The sequence below is a fragment of the Alcanivorax sp. genome (genome assembly GCF_040119285.1).
GTDB lineage: Bacteria > Pseudomonadota > Gammaproteobacteria > Pseudomonadales > Alcanivoracaceae > Alcanivorax.
Genome location: NZ_JBEDTY010000029.1, coordinates 42,058 through 64,165, shown reverse-complemented (window position 1 = coordinate 64,165; position 22,108 = coordinate 42,058). Strand labels below are relative to the sequence as shown.

Genomic DNA, 22,108 nt, shown 5'->3' with positions numbered 1-22,108 from the left:
CGTGCTGCGAGCCTTGCGAGTAATACGCTGGTTACCCGCCAGCGACTGGCTGGCTCGCTATACCCGCGCCGATGCCGCCGGTGACGGCCTGGCCGCTATTATCGTGACCATTTTGTTGGTACCCCAGGGGCTGGCATACGCACTCTTGGCGGGTATGCCCCCAGAAACCGGGCTGTATGCCAGCATGTTGCCTTTGATTGTTTACGGCCTGTTCGGCACCAGCAGCAGCCTGTCCGTTGGGCCGGCGGCACTCACATCACTGATTACCGCCTCCGCCGCCGGCGCCCTCGCCCAGGGAGATCCTCAACTGTTTATCCAGGCGGCTATTGGCATGGGGCTGCTCTCTGGAGCGGTGCTAATAATAATGGCGGTGTTACGCCTGGGCTGGCTGACTAACCTGCTTAGTCACCCGGTTATCATCGGTTTTGTAAGTGGCTGTGCCATTTTGATCGCCAGCAGCCAGCTCAAGCACCTGCTGGGCATCCCTGCTAGCGGCAATAACATTGTGCAACTGGGCCGCAGTTTGAGCGCACATTTAAATCAGAGTCACTGGCTCACCGTGGCCATTAGTGCCATCGCCATTGCCTCCCTGCTTATCCCTAAACAACTCAATGGCGCATTCAAGCGCAGCCGTTTACCCGCTTGGCTCGCCGCCTTCATGGGCAAATCCGGCCCGATTCTGGCGGTGCTGGTCACCACTGTGTTGGCATTTTCCTTCGACTTGGATCAACAGGGATTGGCCATTGTCGGCGCAATCCCCAGCGGCCTCCCCCATCTATCCGCCCCACAAATGGACTGGACCCACTGGAAGGCCGTGGCAACACCCGCTCTGTTATTAGCGCTGATCGGTTTCGTGGAATCCATTTCTTTGGCACAGGCGCTGGCTGCCCGTCGCCGGGAGCGAATTTCCCCTAATCGGGAGCTGATGGGGTTGGGTTTGGCTAACCTGGCCAGCGGCCTATCCGGCTCCTTTGCTGTCACCGGCAGTTTTTCCCGCACCACGGTGAGTTTCGAGGCCGGAGCCCGGACCCCCATGACCAGCCTGCTCACCGGTATGGGCATTGCCCTGGTGGCCCTGTTTTTCACCGGTCTATTTTACGCTTTACCCTTGGCCACCCTCGCCGCGATCATTGTGGTGGGCATTATTCCTTTGATCGAACTAGGAGAAATTCGCCAGCTATGGCGATACAGCCGTCCGGATAGCATCGCCATGGTGGTCACCTTATTCGGGGTGCTATTGATCAATGTGCAAAGCGGCTTGCTTATCGGAGTAGGATTGTCCGTGGTGCTGTTCTTGTGGCGCACCAGCCAGCCCCATGTGGCCGAAGTCGGCCTGGTGCCCGGCACACAGCATTTTCGTAACATTGACCGTCACGACGCCATTATCTCGGATCAGATTCTGTCCATACGCGTGGATGAGTCACTGTATTTTGGGAATGCTCGGCCACTGGAGGATCTGCTCTACGATCATGCCATGGGCCGCGCCGGCGTGGCTCATGTGGTGCTGATGTGCTCCGCCATAAATCACTTGGATGCCAGTGCTGTGCAGAGCCTGGAAAGCCTCAACGCCCGGCTCGACGCCGCCGGGGTACAGTTACATCTATCTGAAGTAAAAGGCCCGGTGATGGACCGTTTGAAGAAAACCTACTTGCTGAGCACTCTCAGCGGCCAGGTTTTCCTTAGCCAATATCAAGCCGTTGAAGCGCTCGGCGGAACCACCACGACACCTGGCACCGTATAACACCAAGAAGCGAGGCGCCTCTTGCTCTAGCGGTTACAAAAATCGAGCGTGATACCACACCAGGGCCAACCACTCATACCAAATCTCCGGCACCATAGATATGGCCCCCGCAGAGGGAAGCCATTCCTGCCTCGGCAACCGTTTGCTCCACGCCGCCTGAGCCAACACACCCTGGCTCTGAAAACACAGCAAGGCCCTGGGCAAGTGGGCTCGATCACTGACCAGCAACACCTCATCTATGCCTCGATCAGCTAACAGCTCAGAGCTGTAACAAGCGTTCTCCCAAGTGTTTCGGCTACGGAATTCTTTAATTACATCCAGCCCCGGCCAGCGCCGCAGCACTTGCTCCGCCATCAAGTCTGCCTCTGTGGGCTCATCATCGTGCATAGAGGTCTGGTTGAGACCGCCACTGACCAGTAATGGCAAGCCGTGTTCATGGGCCAGCTCTGCAGCCAATTTCAACCGACGCAGCCCTCGGGTAGTCAACGAAATCCGGCCTTTTCGTTGGCGCCGCCCCGCGCCCAACACCACCACAGCCTGGGGGGTAATGCCGGTAATCCGGCGCGGCAATGGCGGCAGAAAACTGCGCACCACCGCCGGCAAGCTGGCACCCACCAGCACCAGCAACGCTAGGTACGTTAGCACCATTGGCAGGCCCCCACGGCTGCCACGGCCCACCGCCGCTCTCGCCCAAGGTATTTATCATTGAGATTGCACACCTGGGCACCCGCGTATTGAGAAATCCAAGCTAAGCTCATGTATCCTATATCTCCTTCGCGGTCGGGATGTTTCCTTCAACCGCCCTGTTCCCGTTTGTTTTTATGGTCAAGAAAAGAGAGCCGATGGACGCACAGTATCGCCCCGATCAGATCGAAGCCCAAGCCCAGCAATACTGGGATGACAATCAGAGCTTCAAGGTCACCGAGGATGCCGGCAAGGAAAAATTCTATTGCCTGAGCATGTTCCCCTACCCTTCTGGCCGCCTGCACATGGGCCACGTGCGCAATTACAGCATCGGCGATGTGGTCAGCCGTTACCAGCGCATGCAGGGCAAGAACGTCCTGCAACCCATGGGCTGGGATGCCTTCGGCCTGCCGGCAGAAAACGCGGCGATCAAGAACAAGGTGGCCCCGGCCAAGTGGACCTTCGAGAACATCGACTACATGCGCGGGCAACTACAGCGCCTGGGCTTCGGCTACGACTGGGACCGGGAACTGGCCACCTGTACGCCGGAATATTATCGCTGGGAACAGTGGTTCTTCACCAAATTGTACGAGAAAGGGCTGGTGTACCGGAAAATGTCCACAGTGAACTGGGACCCGGTAGACCAGACCGTATTGGCCAACGAGCAGGTCATTGATGGCCGTGGCTGGCGCTCCGGCGCATTGGTGGAACAAAAGGAAATCCCCCAGTGGTTTATCAAGATCACCGACTACGCCGATGAGCTGCTCAATGATCTGGACCAGCTGGATGGCTGGCCGGAACAGGTCAAGACCATGCAGCGCAACTGGATCGGCCGCTCCGAAGGGGTCGAGCTGGACTTCTCCATTGAAGGTGAAACGCCCCTGCGCGTTTACACCACCCGCCCCGACACGCTCATGGGCGTGAGCTACGTGGCCGTGGCTGCCGGCCATCCGCTGGCGCAAAAAGCCGCAGCCGCCAACCACGAAGTCGCCGACTTCGTTAAAGAATGCCAGAACACCAAGACCGCCGAAGCCGACATGGCAACCATGGAAAAGAAAGGCATCTACACCGGCCTCACCGCGACCCACCCGATCAGCGGTGAAGCGGTGCCGGTATGGGTCGCCAACTTCGTGCTGATGGGCTACGGCACCGGCGCGGTCATGGCGGTGCCCGCCCACGATCAGCGTGACTTTGAGTTTGCACAGAAATACGGCCTGCCCATCACTCAGGTGATCGAGCCCGTCTCTTCAAATGGAGAGGACGGTGAAGCCATCGACCTGGCACAGGAAGCCTTCACCGAGAAAGGCAAACTGGTGAACTCCGGGGAATTCACCGGCAAGACCTCCGCCGAGGCCTTCGACGCCATCGCCTCCTGGCTGAACGAGCGCAACCTGGGCGAGAAAAAAGTGAACTACCGGCTGCGCGACTGGGGTGTCTCCCGTCAGCGTTACTGGGGCGCGCCCATTCCCATGGTGGAAACCGAAGACGGCACCCTGCACCCCACCCCGGACGACCAGCTGCCTGTGGTGCTGCCCACCGATGTGGAAATGGACGGCGTCAACAGCCCCATCAAGGCCGACCCGGAGTGGGCCAAGACCACCTTCAACGGTCAACCCGCCCTGCGTGAAACCGACACCTTCGACACCTTCATGGAGTCCAGCTGGTACTACGCACGCTACTGCTCACCGCAGAGCGACACCGCCATGCTCGACCCGGCCGCCACCAATTACTGGCTGCCCGTGGACCAGTACATCGGCGGCATCGAACACGCCATTCTGCACCTGCTCTACTCGCGCTTCTTTCACAAGCTGCTACGCGATACCGGGCTGGTGAACTGCGACGAGCCCTTCAAGCAACTGCTGTGTCAGGGCATGGTGCTCAAAGACGGCGCCAAGATGTCCAAGTCCAAGGGCAACACCGTGGACCCGCAGCAAATGATCGAAGAATACGGCGCCGACACCGTGCGCCTGTTCATGATGTTTGCCGCCCCGCCGGAGCAATCACTGGAATGGAACGACGCAGGCGTGGAAGGCGCCTTCCGCTTTATCAAACGTCTGTGGCGCCTGGTTGCCGAACATGTGCAAGCCGGCAATACCGGCACTCTGGATGTAAGCGCATTGGACGACGCGGGCAAGGCACTACGCCGCAAAACCCACGAAACCATTCAAAAGGTCAGTGACGACTACGGCCGCCGCAACACCTTCAACACCGCCATCGCTGCGGTGATGGAATTGATTAATGAAGTGAGCAAGTTCGACGCCGCCACTGACAATGGCGCCGCAGTGAAACAGGAAGCTCTGGAAGCCGCCGTACTGCTGCTGGCCCCCATCATTCCCCATGCAGGCCATAGCCTGTGGCAAGCCTTGGGTCATGACGAGGCCGTCATTGATGCCAACTGGCCCAGCGTAGATGAAAGCGCGCTGGTGAAAGACAGCATAGAGCTGGTGGTACAAGTGAATGGCAAGGTTCGCGCCAAGCTAAATGTGCCCGCCAACGCCGATAAAGAATCGGTGCAAGCCTTGGCTATGGACGAGCCCAATGTGCAGAAATTCACCGAGGGAAAAACGGTACGTAAAGTAATCGTAGTGCCGGGTAAACTGGTTAACATCGTCGCCAACTAGTCCCACTGTACTGCAGCAGATAAACCAGGGCGGAAGGGCTGCCAGCCCTCCCCGCCCGGCAACCGAGAGAACACGCATACCATGAGGGTAACCGTAAACGTCATCGCCACCCTGGCTCTCACCCTGCTGCTCACCGCCTGTGGCTGGCAGCTGCGTGGTACTACCAGCGTGCCCACCATAGAGAGCCTGACCCTCAGCGGAGCAAGCACAGAGCTTAAGTACAGCCTAGAAGACGAACTGGAAAACCAGGGTGTACTGGTGCACAACGAGTCCCCCTATGAGCTGATCATTGATGACGAAGACTGGATGCGCCGTACTTCCGCCGTGGATGCTCAGGGTCGTCAGGCAGAAATCGAGCTGCGCTACACCCTTTACTGGCACCTGCGCGATGTTAAAACCGGCGCACTGCTCACCACCCCCAAACGCATGATGGCGCTGCGCAGCCTGCCCTGGTACCCGGAAAACGCCGTCGCATCCTCCGATGAAGAGCAACTGGTGCGCGACGACTTGTACGAAGATATGACCTTCCGGCTGATCAATCAGATCGCGGTGGCCTCCAAGGGGTGGGAGACATACTAATGCGCCTGCGTCCCGAACAGCTTGACAAGCACCTGTCCGCGACGCTGTTGCCCGTTTATCTAGTTGCTGGTGACGAACCCCTTCAGCAAGGCGAACTCATCGACGATTTACGCCGAGCGGCTCGCGACCAAGGCTTTGACGAACGCCAACGCTTTTCCAGTGATACCGGCATCGACTGGAACGCCCTGCTCAATGAGTCACAGAGCATGAGCCTGTTTGGTGGCCGCCGGATTCTTGAACTGGTACTGAACGACAAGCGCCCGGATAAAACCGGCAGCCAAATTCTTCGTGATGTACTCGCCAGCCTGAAAGGCGAAGCCAGTAGCGACACCCTGTTATTGATTCGTTGCTCGCGACTGGATCGCCGCAAGGACTGGAATAGCGCCTGGGTAAAAACTCTGGATGAAATGGGCGCGGTGATTGAAGTTTGGCCTGTAGAAGGAAATGGCCTGCGCAACTGGTTACAGGAACGCCTAACCAGCCGCGGGCTGCGCGCCAGTGAAGACGCCCTCGCCCTGCTGATCGAACGCAGTGAAGGTAATCTGCTGGCCGCCGCTCAAGAAGTGGACAAGCTGGCCCTGCTAGTGGACGACGGCCAAGTTGGGCCCGAAGATGTGCAGCAAGCGGTAGGCGACTCCAGCCGCTACTCGCCGTTCGACCTCACCGACGCCACCGCCCAGGGTGATAGCCAACGGGTCATGCACATCATCCAGACCCTACGTGCTGAAGGCGTAGAACCCCCTGTATTACTGTGGGCCTTGAGCCGCGACATCCGCCTGCTCGATGGCATGCTCGGCGGCGGACCGCCCCCACGCCTGCCCCCGCAAAGGGTACGCGCCATGCAGAATCAGGCCCAACGCCTTAACCCCCAGCAATTACGCATTGCCCAAGCCTGCGCCATTCGCGCCGACCAATGTGTCAAAGGCATGGCCAAAGGCGACCCTTGGAAACACATCACTTCTCTGGCCCTGCGCCTAGCCGGCCACCCCCTGCCCCGCAGCATGGAACGGTAAAGCTCGTAATCTGCAGATACCTTATTCAGGCACAAACAGTTTTTGCATAACAATCACTAAAAAGCAGCGATGGGTCGAACCGAGTATCGGATTTAATGCACGCCCACAGCACTATTGGGTCTTGCGCATCATGTCCAAGGAGTACCTCGGAAAAGTAACCACCTTTCTGCTAAAGCAGTCCAAAGGTAGTGGCCTACTGAATTGGGGGCACACCTCACCGCTTGGGCTTGTAGCTTAAAACTGCCCCTTAAGCCGTTCGTACGCTAGAGAACACAATGTCTTGCGATTCAGGCCTTCCCCATTAAGAGGCTCACAAAAGTGCAGGCGAACACGAATTTTTCGGCGTAACAATATGCTCCACAGGTGATGATGAAACTCATCGTCACCAATAAACGCCAAACTTTGATCCGCTGCGCCCATGCTGTCCAAGTAGCGAATCGCCAGTGGCTGAACCGGCACTTGCGCTAACAAGGGCGCATCAAACAACTGCGGGAAAAAGCGTCGCAGCCCTGTACCGTCTGTCGTGGTGCCTTCCGGGAATACCAGCACCGTATGCCCATGCTGTAGACGGCCGGCAATTTCCTGAGCCACGCGAACGGACTCACCGCTACCCCGTTTGATAAACAGGGTACCCATGGCACGAGCCAGCATGCCGATCAGCGGCCAGGCACCGACCTCAGCCTTGGAAAGAAAATACAGATGTCGCTGGCTGGCAATAACGGGAATATCCAACCACGAGATATGATTGCTCACCAAAAAAACGGGCGTCTCGACCCTGCTACCTGTAACGGTCAATTCCACACCCAAGATACGCAGGAATCGCCAGCACCATCGTTGCTTGGCCTTCAATATCACGGGCCGATACGGTGACCAGAACGCGCCTAGAAAAAACGCCAGCACAAAGCCCCACAGTAGATAGAGCACCACACCGGCAACTCGCCACACTCGGCGCAGTTGCGGCCAGACCCCTCTCTCGGGATAGGATTCAACGCTAACGCTATGATTCATATCGCTCCTGTATACAGCCTGCTAGCTATTAATTATCCACTACCCATTGTTTACACTGCCTGGGCGGGCTGCATGAAGTGCTGCACATAGCGAGCGGGGAGGTTTTCCACCGCCATCAGCACAAAGAAGTCCAAGCAATTAAAATCCGGGTCCCAGCATGGCTCACCACATACCTGCGCGCCCATGCGCAAATAAGCCTTCAGCAACGGCGGCATCTTCACACCCTCCGCTTGTGCATCGCCGGGCAATGCCTGCAACCGTAGGTGAGGCTGCACTCGATGCTCGGCTCGGCTCAAATGGCGCCCCTGAATGCGCTCATTGACCGCCGCCACGTTATAGCCTTCACTCAAGGCAATGCTGGCGCAGCCCAGCAGGTAGCGCACATCGTTTTCCAGCATGTATTGCGCCAGCCGTGCCCACAGCACACTTATCACCCCCCCGTTACGGTGATCCGGATGAATGCAGGTGCGTCCGATCTCCGCCAGCTTCCCCTCCAGACGCCCAAGCATGGTGAGATCAAACTCACCACTGGAATAGAAGCCACCAGTGCGCTGCAGCCTGTCACCGGGCAATACCCGAGTGTAACCAACAATGTCGCCGCTGCGATTGTCCCGCACCACCAAGTGCAAGCAGTGGCGGTCAAAACGATCGCGATCCAGCCCGAACGGCGCACTGAAACTCGCGCCGTATTCCTGGGAGAAGATGCGATAGCGTAAACGTTGAACTTTTAGAATTTCACGACGGGAGCGGGTGAAGTAAGCACTGAAGCGACCCTGCGCCTGAGCTTCTCTATCCGCTGTCATTTCCCGAGGAAAACGAAGAATCTCGGCAGTGGCAACGAACGGCTTAGCGAACGCTCCTTTCCATTGCGGGCTTAACGCTTTGATCTTTCCTGCGGCTTGCGCAAGCATAGTGTGCTCCACTGGCAGTTTCAGCCAGTGTCGTCAGCGGCCATGGCAAGGCAGTGACACTTGCGTGACATTTGCGCGACACACCCAGAGAGCCTAAAAAATAAAAAAAGAGAAGGAGAGAGCCATGAACGCCCCGCACATTGCCGACACCGTCCCGTTTCCGTTGCCCGTCAAAAAAGGCGATACGGTGTACTGGTGTGCCTGTGGCCTGAGCCAGACGCAACCGTATTGTGATGGCAGCCACAAGGACACCGGTTTTTCCCCTGTGCCTTACACTGCCAACAAGGACAAGATTGTGTTTTTCTGCGGCTGCAAGCATAGCGCCAAAGGCATCATTTGCGACGGCAGCCATGTGGCGCTAAAAGGAGAGAAGTCCAACTTGTGAAACCAGGTGGCCACCTATCGCCGCAGGTGCCGGGTATTACTGGCAAAAGGCTCTGTGACCCAGAACGTCGATCCCCTAGGACAACAGGGCCGACTACACCGGACCTATGAGCGGGTGGTCGCACTGCAACCACCCACCCACTCTCTCAACCAGTGTTGCGCAGGCCGGCCGCGATACCGGCAATGGTGACCATCAACGCGCTTTCCAGCGTTTCATCGCCGTCCTGCTGACGTAGCCGCGCCATCAGCTCTGCCTGCAACAGGTGCAGGGGGTCGGTGTAAGGGTCACGCACCCGAATCGACCAGCGCATCACCGGATTGTTATCCAGCAAGTCTTCTCGACCAGTGAGGGCAGACAAGGCGCTCACCGTGGCGGTGAGCCGCTCACGCAGCACTTCACCCAGACGCATTAACCCGGGATCGTCCCCCGCCAAACGCTCTTCATACCAGGCCGCTACTCGCAAATCAGATTTCGCCAATACCATTTCCAGCATATCCACCACGCCCTGGAAGAACGGCCACTCGCTGGCCATTTCCCGCACCATGGCATTCTGCGCTGTATCGTTCTGGGCATCTTCCAGCGCGGCACCGGTGCCCAACCAAGCGGGCAACATCAGCCGTATCTGGGTCCAGGCAAACACCCAGGGAATCGCCCGCAGTGAGCTGATACCTTGATCAGACTTGCGCCGCGCAGGGCGGCTGCCCAGCGCCAGCCGCGACAACTCCGTTTCTGGCGTAACGGTACGCAGGTAGCGCACCAGCTCAGGCTCATCGCGCACCACCCCGCGATAGCCCGCCACGGAAGTATCCGTCAGGGCCTGCATCTGTTGGCGCCACTCCGGTCGGGCCGCCTGGGGTGGCAACAAGGTTGCTTCCAAAGTGGCCGCCACATACTGCTCCAGGTTAAACACCGCCACCGACGGGCGACCGTATTTAAACCGAATCACCTCACCCTGCTCCGTCACCCGTATACGCCCGGCCACCGAGCCTGGCGGCTGTGATAACAGCGCCATGCGGGTGGGCGATCCGCCACGGGAAATGGAGCCACCTCGGCCATGAAACAGTGTGAGCGGAATGCCGTTATCGGCAAACAGGGCCGTGAGCTTTTCCTGTGCCCGATATTGGGCCCAGGCCGCGCCGAGAAAGCCCGCGTCCTTGGCGGAATCTGAATAGCCAATCATGATTTCCTGCCCGGCAGCCACTCGCTCTCGATAGAACGGCAGCGCTAACAACGCTGACATGGTTTGCTCGGCACCATCCAAATCGTCCAAGGTCTCGAACAGCGGCACCACGCGCATGGGTTCACGAACCCCGGCTATCTTCTGCAACAACATCACCGCCATCACATCAGACGGGGTAGTGGCCATGGAAATCACATAGGCACCTAGCCCTTCGCTGCCTTGCTCGGCAATCACCTCACACGTTGCCAATACCTCTGCGACTTCGGCAGTGCAGTGTTCGCTGTCGCGGAAAGCGGCATCAATCAGCGGTCGGCGTGCCTGCAGCTCATCAACCAGAAACGCTTGGCGCGCCGCCTCATCCCAATCGCTGTAACGACCCAACTGCAGATAACGGGTGATGGCATCCAACACATCACTGTGACGGGTCGATTCCTGACGAATATCCAGCCGTAGCAGGGTGATACCGAAACAGTTCAGGCGGCGAAGAGTATTTTTTAAATCGCCATCGGCAATGTCACTTAGGCCCACGGCACGCAAAGAACGATCAAGCAGTTGTAACGGCGCCATCAACTCTTCACGGCGCAGATAGGCTTGTCCCTCCGGCACCGGCAAGCCTTCTACTTGTGCTTCCATCTGACGACGAGTCAGGCGCAAGCGACTACGCACTTCGCGCAGCAGCACACGGTAAGGTTCATGGGTTGGGCCAGTGGCCGCCAGTAATTCCTCACTGGCCGACTTCATCGACAGGTCCGCCAGCAAGTTCTCCACATCGCGAAGATACAGGTCTGCCGCCATCCAGCGGGCCAGCAGCAACACTTCCCGAGTCACCGGGGCGGTCACATTGGGGTTACCATCCCGGTCACCGCCCATCCACGACGCCAACTTCACCGGCGCCCAGTCGGAGGGGGGCGCAGGCAGCCCCCGCTCGGCCAGCTGTGCTTCCAGTTGGCGCAGCACATCCGGCACCGCCTGCCACAGGGATTGCTCAATGGTGGCAAAGCCCCATTTGGCTTCGTCCACCGGGGTCGGCTTTTCACGACGAATTTCATCGGTACACCAGGCCGCCAGAATCACCCGGCGCAGACGTTCGCGGCGCAACTCACGCTCGTCTTCATTGAAGTCTGGGCGATCCATCTCACTGAGCAGATCGGCCATTTGGTCATACTTGCGAATCAACGTACGGCGGGTCACCTCGGTGGGGTGGGCTGTCAACACCAGCTCGACGGAAAGCTGCTCAAGCGTTCCCGAAATTTGCTCTTTGGCAATGTCATTATCATCCAGGCGCTGCAGCACCTCCTGCAACCCCTGATCAGTCCCCGCATCCCCCGGATAGCGCTGGTGTTGACGATGCAACCGCTCCCGGTGATGTTGCTCGGCAATATTACTCAAGTTAAGAAACTGACTGAACGCACGCGCCACCTCCAGCAGAGTCGCGTCATCCAGCGGCGATAATAAATCGCGCAGCGAGGCCAGTGACGCCGCCCCTTCGGTGCGGGTCGCCACCGAAGCTTGGCGGATTTTTTCCACTGTCTCGTACATGGAATCGCCCGCCTGCTGACGCAGGCATTCGCCCAACAAATCGCCCAATAACCGGACATCATCACGCAATGGTGCATTTACATTGTGATCCACTGTGCCTCCTTACCGTGCAGGAATAGTCGCCGGCGCCTACCATACTCTCTCTTCGAGTCGGTGCCATGACCAACAAATGCTGTTCAAATTGCAGTTTTAACAAGATTACACTTTCAACCATCTTTATTCCGCTGCCACGGTGACGCAACATAGGCCTTCCAAACAGGCTATTAAAACGCGTTACGTACTCTGGCTTTCAGGCTCGCGCAATCTAGGGCCATTTTGAACGGTGCAGGTCCGTCCATCGAAATGGCAACAACGAGTACGGACAGTATGCAAGGGGCTTTCAACAGCCTGCTCACGAACCCGGGATCGACTTAATGATGAACACCTCAAGCCGTATTACCTCGGATCAAGGTGTGGTGCTAATGCAGTATCTGGCGCGAGCCCTGTTTGCGGTGCTTGCGGTGCTGTATTTCCACCATGCAGACCACTTCTTCTTTACCCTGCCCCAGGCGACGCCGTGGCTGTTGTTCAGTGCTTACGTGGGCATTCAGCTTCTGCTGCTGATTTGGCGCCCCATCAACGCCGACGGCTTCGCCTCCGCGTTAGACCTGCTAACCCTGGGGATTGTGCTGCTACTGGATGCCGGTGATCCACCTCCCACCATGGCCCTGCTGTTCATTGCTGTACTCAGTAACGGCTTACTGCATGGCCTCAAACGCTTTCTAATCATGCTTGCTGGGGCTGAAATCGTATTGGCCTTTGTGCTTCCTATCCGCTTGAGCTACAGCGACGCGTCCAGCGCCTCTGCCAGCCTGTTTCTGGTCGCGGCACTCAGCGCCTGCATGTTGTATTTCGGCTTGATGATCTGGCGCAACCAACACCTGTCACGGGCGGCGCTGGAAGCCACTTGGCGCGACCCGGATACTGATTTCATCAGCCGTGAAGCCTTGGTAAGCACCGCCGGCTGGCTGGTGCCCCTGCACGACCGCATTTCCTCGCCGCTCACCTTAGTATTGGTGCGACACCATGAATTGCCGTTACTCGCCGACCGAATAGCCCAACGCATTCGCCGCAGTGATGTGGCCGCTCGCTACGATGAACAACTCTTGGCTCTGCTGCTACCCTGCACCCCCACAGCGGCGGCGGAACAACTGCTCAATGATTTACGCAACCGGCACCCGGGGCTGCGGGCGGCCATGATGACCCTGGCCGATGGCGACGCCGCCCTTGAGCAAGCACTCTCTCACCTGCAAGCCTCCATGGCCCGCACCACCGAAGAAGACAATCACTGGCTGGCCCACGCCCCGCCGATAAATTGAGTCTATCTACACCACCCATTTATCAGGCAATCTCTGTCACACCGCCTTGTCGGCAATGGCCCAAACAACGACAAGGCAGCCTCAAGCCCCTTCGCGCCGTTTTTGTAACCCTGTTCGCCAGCCCCTTGCTCGGTTTAAGCATGCTCACACAGGCTGCCGATGCCCCCAGCCCACGCCTGGTTAGCGGCAACTTGGCCGCGAGTGCGTCCCGCACGGGTAACCTGGACATCACTGACAGCAGCGGAACCGATCAGCAGGTGACGCTAACACTCACCGCCAGTGCAGACGAAAACCACTACCGCCGCCGTACCGATAGCTGATTCATGAAATCGTCTTCTCTGACAATCCTGATCTGGCTCTATCCACCGTCCAACGACCAGCAGCCGCTTCCAGGCCAGCGTCGCGGTGACATTGAGCAACCACTCGCCCTTGAACGCCGCCGGTAGCACGGCGACTGGCGGCAGTGGCGACGATGGAGGAAGTGTCTTAATTTTCACGAGCTTATTTACTCTGATACTTAGCCTGAGGCGCTTCCAGGGTCGGGGATAACGCTTTTAATCTTTATCTATAAAAGCGACTATCCCATCGCCTTAAACTGTGCCAACGACGCCAAAACCTCCAGCGCATGTCGTCGCGTCGCGGGGTCATGAAGATCCACTGTCACCATCAGCTCATCTACCTCCACGGAATCAAGCAACTGATCCAGCTGCCCCTGTATGGAGGCTGCCGTTCCCTGCAACTGCAAACCCAAGAAATCTTTTACCCCTGCTTCCTCTTGTGGGTTCCACAATCCCTCCATGCTATGTACCGGCGGCTTCATCCACAGCGGCTGTCCACGGAACAGGGCAAGAATGCGTTGATAACTGGTAGTAGCCAGATAATGAGCCTCCTCGTCGGAATCCGCCGGTACCGCCGGCACCGTCAACATGGCGTAAGGCTTATCAAGTTGGGCAGAGGGCTGAAACTGCTCTCGATAGGTACGCAACGCTTCACGGTACAGTCGCGGCGCAAAATGCCCGGCAAACGCATAAGGCAAACCCCGCTGCGCCGCCAACTGGGCGCTGTACAAACTGGACCCTAGTAACCAGATCGGCACCGCAGTGCCAGCACCAGGAATCGCATTGACCGCCCGTGACGCATCCAGTGGCCCCAGCAAGCGCTGCAACTCAGCCACATCATGAGGGAACTGCTCAGCCCCGAGGCCTTCACGACGCAAGGCACGGCTGGTCATTGGATCGGTCCCCGGTGCCCGTCCCAGTCCCAGATCAATGCGATCGGGGTACAGAATTTCCAGCGTGCCAAACTGCTCGGCGATCACCAGCGGAGGATGGTTGGGCAGCATCACCCCCCCGGACCCTACCCGAATGGACTCAGTCGCCCCGGCAATATGCCCGATCAGCACCGAAGTAGCAGCACTGCTGATCCCCTGCATATTGTGGTGCTCCGCCAACCAAAACCGCTGAAACCCCAGCGATTCGGCATGGCGTGCATAGGCCACACTATTAGCCAATGTTTGACCAATCGTGTCGCCTTCGCGAACGGAGGCCAGCTCTAATAATGAAAAGGGTACTTTTGCAGACAAAATCTATGCTCCCATAACGCTAGCGTTATGAATGGTGTTCAAAACTGGAGTTTCAAGTCAACAGCGCAAAAGCAAATACGCTAGGCAGTATTTATACTTACTATCGTGTGGTGGGTTAGGGAGCGGGAACGACGCGAACAAATTACTGCTCTCGAAAACCTTTTCGCCCGGTCTTCATGGGAAAGGGATGAACATTCCTCCCTCCTGCTTTCTCGAGCCATTCAACTTGCAACTCATTTCCCCCGAAACAGCTCGCGGCTTTTCAAGGGACGTTTGCCCAAGTGAGGGGCCAGCAGATGCCGGCACAAATGTAAGGCTGCCTTGCGAGCAGCGGGATGCCAATCCCCTTGGCAAATGGCCAACAAATCTGCCCCCTGATAGCTTGGCCCGGTTTCTACTCGTACGAGCCCCTGCTCCGGGTTTAGCTGATAGCAGGCGTCCGGTTCCACCTCATCGCCCTGAACATCCAGCTCCAAGGATACCCCGTAACCAATTTCCTCTAACGCCGCCAACTCAAATTGCCGCAGGGTAATATCCAACGCGGTATCGGTTAGCAAATCAGACAAAGCCTGCTCGTATAATGGCCAAATCGCGGGATTGGGATCATCCCGATGCAGCAGCCGGGTGAGCAACTCATTAAGGTAGAAGCCACAGTAAAGCGCCTTGCCGCGCAGCAACACTCGACTCCCCCGTGGTTCACAGGCCCGCAGGGAATACAGGTCACCGGAGGGCTTCAGCTCCACCCACAAAGGCGTAAACGGAGCCAATAGGGGGTCCTTACGTCCACCGCGCACCACCGCACCAACACGCCCAAGCTCCGGCAAGAACAGGTCCACCGTCAGGCTGGTATTGCGGAAAGGCCGCCGATGAATCAGCCAAGCGGCTTGCAGGGTAGCGGTCATGGAAATAGCTTCACACGGCAGACTTCAAGCGGCAAGCGACAACGCGACGCCCAAAAAGAGCGGCTCCTCTCAGGCGATAGCCGCGCTCATATTGAAATAAAGCGCTGCCAGCACCGCGCCCCCAGGATGAAAACCCACCCTTGCAGCGCAGAAATCAAAGTTTATTCAGCTCGGGAAGACAAGTCTGCGCGTTATAACGTGTTGTTTGGCGCTCAATTACGTTCGTCATAACCAAGCGAGCGCAATGCACGGGCATCATCAGACCAGCCCGCCTTAATTTTCACCCACAGGTTAAGCATCACTTTGCGCTCAATCAGACGTTCGATATCTTCGCGGGCTTGAATGCCGATCTGCTTGATTCGCTCGCCTTTGTCGCCAATAAGAATTTTTTTCTGGCCACGGCGTTCCACCAGAATGGCGGCAGAAATTTCAGTGACGCGGGGTCCATCTTCCCACAACTCCACTTCCACACTCACCTGATGAGGCACTTCCTGCCCCAGCTGGCGGACCACCTTTTCACGAATGATCTCCGCCACCATAAACCGCAGGCTGCGGTCGGTCAGCTGATCTTCCTCGTACCAGAAGTCTCCTTCTGGCAGGCGATCAACCAAGGCTTTTTCCAGCTCTACCAAATTCTGTTCACGCAGCGCAGATACCGGGATCACCGCGTCAAAGGGGTAACGCTCACTCAAAGTTTGTATATGCGGCAGCAAGACCGCCTTGTCGTCCACATTGTCGACCTTGTTAATGATCAACAACACCGGCACCTCATCCTTTTCCGGCAATAAGGACAACACATGCTCGTCCGCCGGCGTCCACTTCAGAGCATCCACCATCATGCAGATCACATCCACCCCAAACAGGGTCGATACCGCGGCCTCATTCATGGCACGGTTCAACGCCTTTTCTTGGCCGGTATGAATCCCCGGAGTGTCCGCAAACACAATCTGGTACTTATCGCGGCTGAGAATACCGTGAATCCGGTGACGGGTTGTTTGCGGCTTGCGCGAGGTAATGCTGACTTTCTGGCCGATCAAGTGGTTCATCAGCGTGGATTTACCCACATTGGGGCGCCCAACAATAGACACCATGCCACAGCGGGTAGCCTGGGCATTATCCGGTTGGGAAGAGAGGGTATCAGTCATACTGCTGCTCCAGCCATTCAAGCGCCAAGCTTGCCGCCTCTTGCTCGGCCTTACGGCGGCTCGCGCCCTGGGCGATAAATATCTGCTGCACCTGATCCAGGGAGCACTGCACATCGAAGGTCTGTTTCGGTGCCAGGCCTTCTACCTGGGTCACCTCATAGGTCGGTAATTCAAATTTGCGCGCCTGCAGCCATTCCTGCAAACGGGTCTTGGCATCTTTCTGGGCACTCTGGGGGGAAATGGCCTCGAGGCGCGGCGCAAACCAGGCCAACACCACCTCGCGGCAGCGGGGCTCTCCGCCATCCAGCAACATGGCGCCAATAATCGACTCCAATGCATCAGCCAGTGTGGAATCACGACGAAAACCGCCGCTTTTCAACTCCCCGCCCCCCAGCACCAGATACTCACCCAAACCCAACTCCCGGGCCACCAGCGCCAACGTCTGGCCACGCACCAGAGACGCACGCATTCGGGTTAGCTGCCCTTCAGCAGCTTTCGGGAACTGCTCAAACAGGGCAACGGAAATGATCTGCCCGAGTTGAGCATCACCAAGAAACTCCAGCCGTTCGTAATTACGGTGGCGGCTAACACTACGATGTGTCAGCGCCAACTCAAGAAGGGAGATATCCTGAAACTGATAGCCCAGACGGGCCATCAGCCTGTTAAGGTCACCGTTCACTGGCGAACGTCTTTTTTGAACTCGTCTTTGAAGGTCATCACGATGCTTACGTTGTAGAACATCGGTTCACGCACTTCATAGTCTGTGGACACGGCCAAAACGCCGCCTTCCTTAACGATACTCAGGTCATCAACACGGATCACATTGACCTGGTTGATGGTGAACCGCTTGCTGAGTCCGTCGCGAATTTCACGCGGAGACATCAACGCCGTTTTGCTGTCTTGCAGCAATGAACGGATGGTGGTCGAAATCGTATTGTGTTCCATATAAGCCGGAACCATACGGAACGCAGCTGTCCCCAAGATAGCCACAACGATGAGCACGACTGCCCAGCTAAGTAGTGACATCCCGCGTTGCTGTGAGGGCCTTGTTGTCATCATTTTTAGTTTGCCTCCACCTTATCAATGGCGCCATTACGAGAAAAACTGGGCAGGGAGAAAATCGGCTTCCAGTGCATCCAGATCATAAATGCTTCCCCCACGACCAGCCCCTCAGGGACTATACCCCAGAATCGGCTGTCGTTACTGTTATCCCGGTTGTCGCCCATCACAAAGTAGGCATCCGCCGGCACCGTCCACTCACCCTGGCTCTGCGTCTGCGGCATTTGCCGGCCAGTGTAGGCGTTGGTTTTGCCTTCCTGCCAAATCAAGTGGCTAGCATTACCCAGCTGTTCCACATATTGCTTGCGCCATACGCCCGGGCCAACCCACTCGTTCACTAAATCACGATCGATAATCTCGCCATTCACGGTCAACACGTTGTCTTTCACCTGAACCGTATCACCCGGCAAACCCACCACCCGTTTGATGAAGTTCTGCTTTCGGTTGCCGGGAAACTTGAACACCATCACATCACCGCGTTCCGGCTCAGTGGTTTCAATGATCTTGGTATTGGTCACCGGCAAACGGAGCCCATAGGCAAACTTGTTGACCAGAATAAAATCATTCACCTGCAGCGTTGGCAGCATGGAGCCCGAGGGGATGGTAAAAGGTTCAACAATAAACGAACGGATCACTAGCACCACAAAAAACACGGATATCAGTGAGTTGGAGGTTTCCACCACACTGCCCACCGGGCCGCCCTTACTCTTCAGCTTAAGCGCCTTGTCTATCAGCCAGACAATCACCGTAATGGCCAGTGCCAGGGTCAACCAGAAACCGATATCAATATCCAACAGAAATCTCCATTAAAGAGTCGCAGCAGGCAACAGCTGGACGCCTTGTGGTTTTACGTCCAGCCTCTAACGTCAGGCGTTTATCAATTAATCATCCACTTTGAGCACAGCCAGGAACGCTTCCTGGGGAATTTCCACGTTGCCCACCTGCTTCATTCGCTTCTTGCCTTCTTTCTGCTTCTGCAGCAGTTTTTTCTTACGAGATACGTCGCCGCCATAACATTTCGCGGTCACGTTCTTACGCAGGGCTTTTACCGTCTGGCGCGCGATAATCTTGCTACCAATGGCAGCTTGAATGGCCACATCGAACATTTGTCGTGGCACCAATTCTTTCATCTTTTCACACAGGGCCCGGCCCCGGTAAGCAGATTGATCTAAGTGGCAGATCATCGCTAGCGCATCCACTTTGTCGCCGTTGATCAACACATCCACCCGCACCAGCTTGGTCGCCTCAAAACGCTCGAACGCGTAGTCCATGGAGGCGAAGCCCCGGCTCACCGACTTAATTCGATCGAAGAAATCCAACACCACTTCGGCCATGGGAATGTCGTAGGTCAGCGCCACCTGCTTGCCCAAGTACTGCATGTTGATCTGCGCGCCGCGGCGCTCAACGCACAGCGTGATCACATTGCCCACGAATTCCTGGGGCACCAGGATGTTTACCCGCGCAATCGGTTCACGGAATTCTTCTATCTTGCTGCCTTCAGGCAGTTTAGACGGGTTGTCCACATGCAGAATGTCACCGGATACCAACGCCAATTCATATACCACCGTAGGCGCGGTGGTAATCAAATCCAGATCGTATTCACGCTCCAATCGCTCTTGGATGATTTCCATGTGCAACATGCCCAGAAAACCCACCCGAAAACCGAAGCCCAACGCATCGGACGTTTCCGGTTCGTAGAACAGGGAGGCGTCATTAAGTGTTAGCTTGGCCAGGGCGTCACGGAAATCTTCATAATCATCCGCACTCACCGGGAACATGCCGGCATAAACCTGCGGTTTCACATTTTTAAAGCCAGGCAGGGCGGCCACGTTCGGGGTTTTCGCCAAAGTCAGGGTGTCACCCACCGGTGCGCCATGAATATCCTTGATGCTGCCGCTCACCCAGCCCACTTCACCGGCTTCCAGCAATTTGGTCTCGGTACGCTTCGGCGTAAAGATACCCAAGCTATCAACCACGTGAGTCTGGCCGGTGGATTTCACCAAAATTTTGTCGCCCTTCTTCAGGCGTCCTTCTTTCACCCGAACCAACGAGATCACACCCATGTAATTATCGAACCAAGAATCGATAATCAGGGCCTGCAAGTCCGACTCGCGCTTCCCTTCAGGGGCGGGGATACGCTCTACCAACTGCTCAAGCAGGTCATCAATGCCAACGCCGGTCTTCGCCGACACCCGACAAGCGTCATGGGCATCCAGACCGATAATTTCCTCGATCTCATTGATCACCATTTCAGGTTCAGCTTGGGGCAAGTCAATTTTGTTCAGAACCGCCAACACTTCCAGATCTTGCTCTATGGCGGTGTAACAGTTAGCCACCGACTGGGCTTCAACGCCCTGGGCGGCATCCACTACCAACAACGCCCCTTCACAGGCCGACAGGGAGCGGGACACCTCATAGGAGAAATCCACATGGCCAGGGGTATCAATAAAGTTCAGCTGGTAGGTTTCGCCATCACGGGCCGTATAGTGCAGGGTCACACTCTGGGCCTTGATGGTAATGCCTCTTTCCCGCTCCAACTCCATGGAATCAAGCACCTGCTCTTTCAGCTCACGCTCGCTGAGGCCGCCGCAAACCTGAATAAAACGGTCCGCCAGGGTCGATTTGCCATGGTCGATATGGGCAATAATGGAAAAGTTGCGAATATTCTTGATGTCAGTCATAAGGCCTGTTGAACAAAAAGTCGTTGCCGCACCGGCCTTCCCTGCCCCGGATTCTCAAACCCGAGTGACAGAAACAGCCGTCCTGCTGCCCGACCCTGCGCCGGACAACACACCGTAATACTCAAAACGACAAACAATGGGCCGCGATTCTAGCGGATATCGGGGGGGAGTTGCACGGCGCACCGTCCGGTGCGCCAAAAAACCCTACAGTGGGCTCCAAAAAAGGGGTTATGGCAGCTTAAGCGCCAAGAAGCGAGGGGCGCCATCACGATTGACCAATGCCGCCACAGTACCTTCTTCCGGCAAATCCGCCGCGGCCTCAGCTAAATCAGCGGCGCTATTGATCGGAGAGCCGTGCAGGGTGACCAGAATATCGCCTACCTGCAGCCCGGCCTTATGAGCCGGCCCCTTTGAAACCTGAGTAATCACCACACCGGCCTTCAAATCCAGGTGGCTCAATTCCGACGCCGAAGCCTTCCGCACGGTTAGCCCCAACTTGGCACCCGCGGCATTCTCACCCTTCTGAGCACCACTGCTTAAGGCCATTTCAGGATTATCCGGCAACAAGCCGATCGTTACCGGCAAGGTTTTCTCTTCACCATCACGGACAACCACCATATCCACGTCTGATTCCGGCCTCACTCGGCCCACCCAACGGGGCAACTCAGAAGAGCGATAAATCGTTTCACCATTAAAGCGAATGATCACGTCACCAGGTTCCACCCCGGCAGCTTCAGCCGGAGAGCCCTCAAGCACCTGAGACACTAGCGCGCCACGGGGTGAATCCAAGCCAAACGATTCTGCCAGATCCCGGTCCACTTCCTGAATCAACACACCTAACCAGCCCCGGCTAACCTTGCCGCCATCTTTCAACTGACTGACCACATCCATGGCCATATCCACCGGGATGGCAAAACTCACGCCCATATATCCACCGGAACGGCTGAATATCTGCGAATTGATCCCAACCACTTCACCGCTCAGGTTAAATAACGGCCCTCCACTGTTGCCGGGGTTAATCGCCACATCGGTTTGTATGAAAGGCACATAGGTATCACTGGGCAAACTGCGGCCCTTGGCACTAACAATCCCTGCAGTAACGCTGCTGTCGAAACCGAATGGAGCCCCAATGGCCAATACCCATTCGCCCACTTTCAGGTCAGCTGAGGAGCCGATATTCACCACCGGCAAATTCCCTTCATCTACTTTCAACAATGCCAGATCGCTCTGCTCATCTGCCCCTACCAACGTGGCAGGCAATTCACGGCGATCTTGCAGGCGCACCATAATTTCATCTGCTTCCGCCACCACATGGTTATTGGTCAGTACATAACCATCAGCAGAAATGATGAACCCGGAGCCCAGCGAACGAGTGTCCCCCTGCTCTGGCAACGACGGCATTTCACCCTCACCGCCAAACTGTTCAAAAAAATGTTTGAACAGCTCAGGTAACTGTTTGAGTTTATCTGTAGCAGACGATGCCTCTCGGTGGGTAACGGTGCTGATATTCACTACCGCCGGGCCTTCCTTCTCGACTAACTGGGTAAAATCAGGCAGGCCCGAAACAAGCGGTTCTGCGCGGGTAGAAGACGATTCAGAAGAAGGGTCGGAGCAAGCTGTCAGTACAGCGCTCAAGATGACAAGCCACACTGCTGCGAAACGACGATATCCTCGTTCCATTGAAGTCTCCTTTTATCAGGCGGCCTTTTTCATGGCCTCA

General features: G+C 56.8%; 19 protein-coding genes. 7 read left to right on the top strand and 12 right to left on the bottom strand.

The genetic code is table 11. The features are described from left to right. The first annotated feature begins 1 nt into the window (after nt 1). Complete coding sequence (locus ABNH10_RS07350; protein WP_349385320.1) at nt 2–1,741, top strand: SulP family inorganic anion transporter; 1,740 nt, start codon at nt 2–4, stop codon at nt 1,739–1,741. Nucleotides 1,742–1,774: 33 nt separating this feature from the next. Here the strand turns inward: ABNH10_RS07350 and ABNH10_RS07345 are convergent, their stop codons facing one another. Then, nucleotides 1,775–2,389 carry a YdcF family protein gene (locus ABNH10_RS07345; RefSeq protein WP_349385319.1) on the bottom strand — a complete coding sequence of 205 codons (615 nt, stop codon included), beginning with the start codon at nt 2,387–2,389 and terminating at the stop codon, nt 1,775–1,777. A 194-nt stretch (nt 2,390–2,583) separates the two neighbouring features. On the opposite strand from ABNH10_RS07345, the gene leuS reads away from it, so the two are divergent. The 3 genes from leuS (at nt 2,584) to holA (ending at nt 6,638) form a co-directional block, all read left to right on the top strand. Next, nucleotides 2,584–5,046: a leucine--tRNA ligase gene (leuS, locus tag ABNH10_RS07340; protein ID WP_349385318.1), complete on the top strand. Its 2,463-nt coding sequence runs from the start codon at nt 2,584–2,586 to the stop codon at nt 5,044–5,046. A gap of 81 nt (nt 5,047–5,127) precedes the next feature. Then, nucleotides 5,128–5,625, top strand: a complete 498-nt coding sequence (locus ABNH10_RS07335) for an LPS-assembly lipoprotein LptE (protein WP_349385317.1) — start codon at nt 5,128–5,130, stop codon at nt 5,623–5,625. After that, nucleotides 5,625–6,638, top strand: coding sequence for a DNA polymerase III subunit delta (holA, locus tag ABNH10_RS07330; RefSeq protein WP_349385316.1), 1,014 nt, complete (start codon nt 5,625–5,627; stop codon nt 6,636–6,638). The genes ABNH10_RS07335 and holA overlap by 1 nt, the downstream gene beginning before the upstream one ends. Before the next feature lie 234 nt (nt 6,639–6,872). Here holA and ABNH10_RS07325 read toward each other — a convergent pair whose 3' ends face one another. Next, nucleotides 6,873–7,646: a lysophospholipid acyltransferase family protein gene (locus ABNH10_RS07325; protein WP_349385315.1), complete on the bottom strand. Its 774-nt coding sequence runs from the start codon at nt 7,644–7,646 to the stop codon at nt 6,873–6,875. 50 nt (nt 7,647–7,696) lie between these two features. Then, nucleotides 7,697–8,557, bottom strand: coding sequence for a GNAT family N-acetyltransferase (locus ABNH10_RS07320; protein ID WP_349385314.1), 861 nt, complete (start codon nt 8,555–8,557; stop codon nt 7,697–7,699). Nucleotides 8,558–8,681: 124 nt separating this feature from the next. Here ABNH10_RS07320 and ABNH10_RS07315 point away from each other — a divergent pair, with 124 nt between their 5' ends. Then, entirely contained in the window at nt 8,682–8,942 is a 261-nt protein-coding gene (locus ABNH10_RS07315) for a CDGSH iron-sulfur domain-containing protein (protein WP_349385313.1), read from the top strand. Between the two features lie 145 nt (nt 8,943–9,087). On the opposite strand, the gene ppc is transcribed toward ABNH10_RS07315, so the two are convergent. Further along, nucleotides 9,088–11,754: a phosphoenolpyruvate carboxylase gene (gene ppc, locus ABNH10_RS07310; RefSeq protein WP_349385312.1), complete on the bottom strand. Its 2,667-nt coding sequence runs from the start codon at nt 11,752–11,754 to the stop codon at nt 9,088–9,090. Between the two features lie 320 nt (nt 11,755–12,074). Between ppc and ABNH10_RS07305 the strand changes: the two genes are divergently transcribed. Together ABNH10_RS07305 and ABNH10_RS07300 are read left to right on the top strand one after the other, a co-directional pair. After that, nucleotides 12,075–13,019, top strand: a complete 945-nt coding sequence (locus tag ABNH10_RS07305) for a GGDEF domain-containing protein (protein WP_349385311.1) — start codon at nt 12,075–12,077, stop codon at nt 13,017–13,019. Nucleotides 13,020–13,159: 140 nt separating this feature from the next. After that, entirely contained in the window at nt 13,160–13,339 is a 180-nt protein-coding gene (locus tag ABNH10_RS07300) for a hypothetical protein (RefSeq protein WP_349385310.1), read from the top strand. A gap of 257 nt (nt 13,340–13,596) precedes the next feature. Here the strand turns inward: ABNH10_RS07300 and ABNH10_RS07295 are convergent, their stop codons facing one another. From ABNH10_RS07295 to ABNH10_RS07260, 8 genes are all read right to left on the bottom strand, one after another. Then, nucleotides 13,597–14,604, bottom strand: a complete 1,008-nt coding sequence (locus tag ABNH10_RS07295) for an LLM class flavin-dependent oxidoreductase (protein WP_502877120.1) — start codon at nt 14,602–14,604, stop codon at nt 13,597–13,599. 230 nt (nt 14,605–14,834) lie between these two features. Further along, on the bottom strand, nt 14,835–15,503 hold the full coding sequence (gene recO / locus ABNH10_RS07290; protein WP_349385308.1) for a DNA repair protein RecO: 669 nt from the start codon (nt 15,501–15,503) through the stop codon (nt 14,835–14,837). A 212-nt stretch (nt 15,504–15,715) separates the two neighbouring features. After that, a complete protein-coding gene (gene era / locus ABNH10_RS07285) occupies nt 15,716–16,648 on the bottom strand; it encodes a GTPase Era (RefSeq protein ID WP_349385307.1) in 933 nt (310 codons plus the stop codon). Beyond that, on the bottom strand, nt 16,641–17,327 hold the full coding sequence (gene rnc, locus ABNH10_RS07280; protein ID WP_349385306.1) for a ribonuclease III: 687 nt from the start codon (nt 17,325–17,327) through the stop codon (nt 16,641–16,643). The genes era and rnc overlap by 8 nt, the downstream gene beginning before the upstream one ends. Continuing rightward, nucleotides 17,324–17,674 carry a DUF4845 domain-containing protein gene (locus ABNH10_RS07275; RefSeq protein WP_349385305.1) on the bottom strand — a complete coding sequence of 117 codons (351 nt, stop codon included), beginning with the start codon at nt 17,672–17,674 and terminating at the stop codon, nt 17,324–17,326. The genes rnc and ABNH10_RS07275 overlap by 4 nt, the downstream gene beginning before the upstream one ends. 35 nt (nt 17,675–17,709) lie before the next feature. Next, nucleotides 17,710–18,501, bottom strand: a complete 792-nt coding sequence (gene lepB / locus ABNH10_RS07270; RefSeq protein ID WP_349385304.1) for a signal peptidase I — start codon at nt 18,499–18,501, stop codon at nt 17,710–17,712. An 87-nt stretch (nt 18,502–18,588) separates the two neighbouring features. Continuing rightward, nucleotides 18,589–20,388, bottom strand: coding sequence for a translation elongation factor 4 (lepA, locus tag ABNH10_RS07265; RefSeq protein ID WP_011588915.1), 1,800 nt, complete (start codon nt 20,386–20,388; stop codon nt 18,589–18,591). A 228-nt stretch (nt 20,389–20,616) separates the two neighbouring features. Next, nucleotides 20,617–22,068, bottom strand: a complete 1,452-nt coding sequence (locus tag ABNH10_RS07260; RefSeq protein WP_349385303.1) for a DegQ family serine endoprotease — start codon at nt 22,066–22,068, stop codon at nt 20,617–20,619. Nucleotides 22,069–22,108 lie beyond the last annotated feature (40 nt).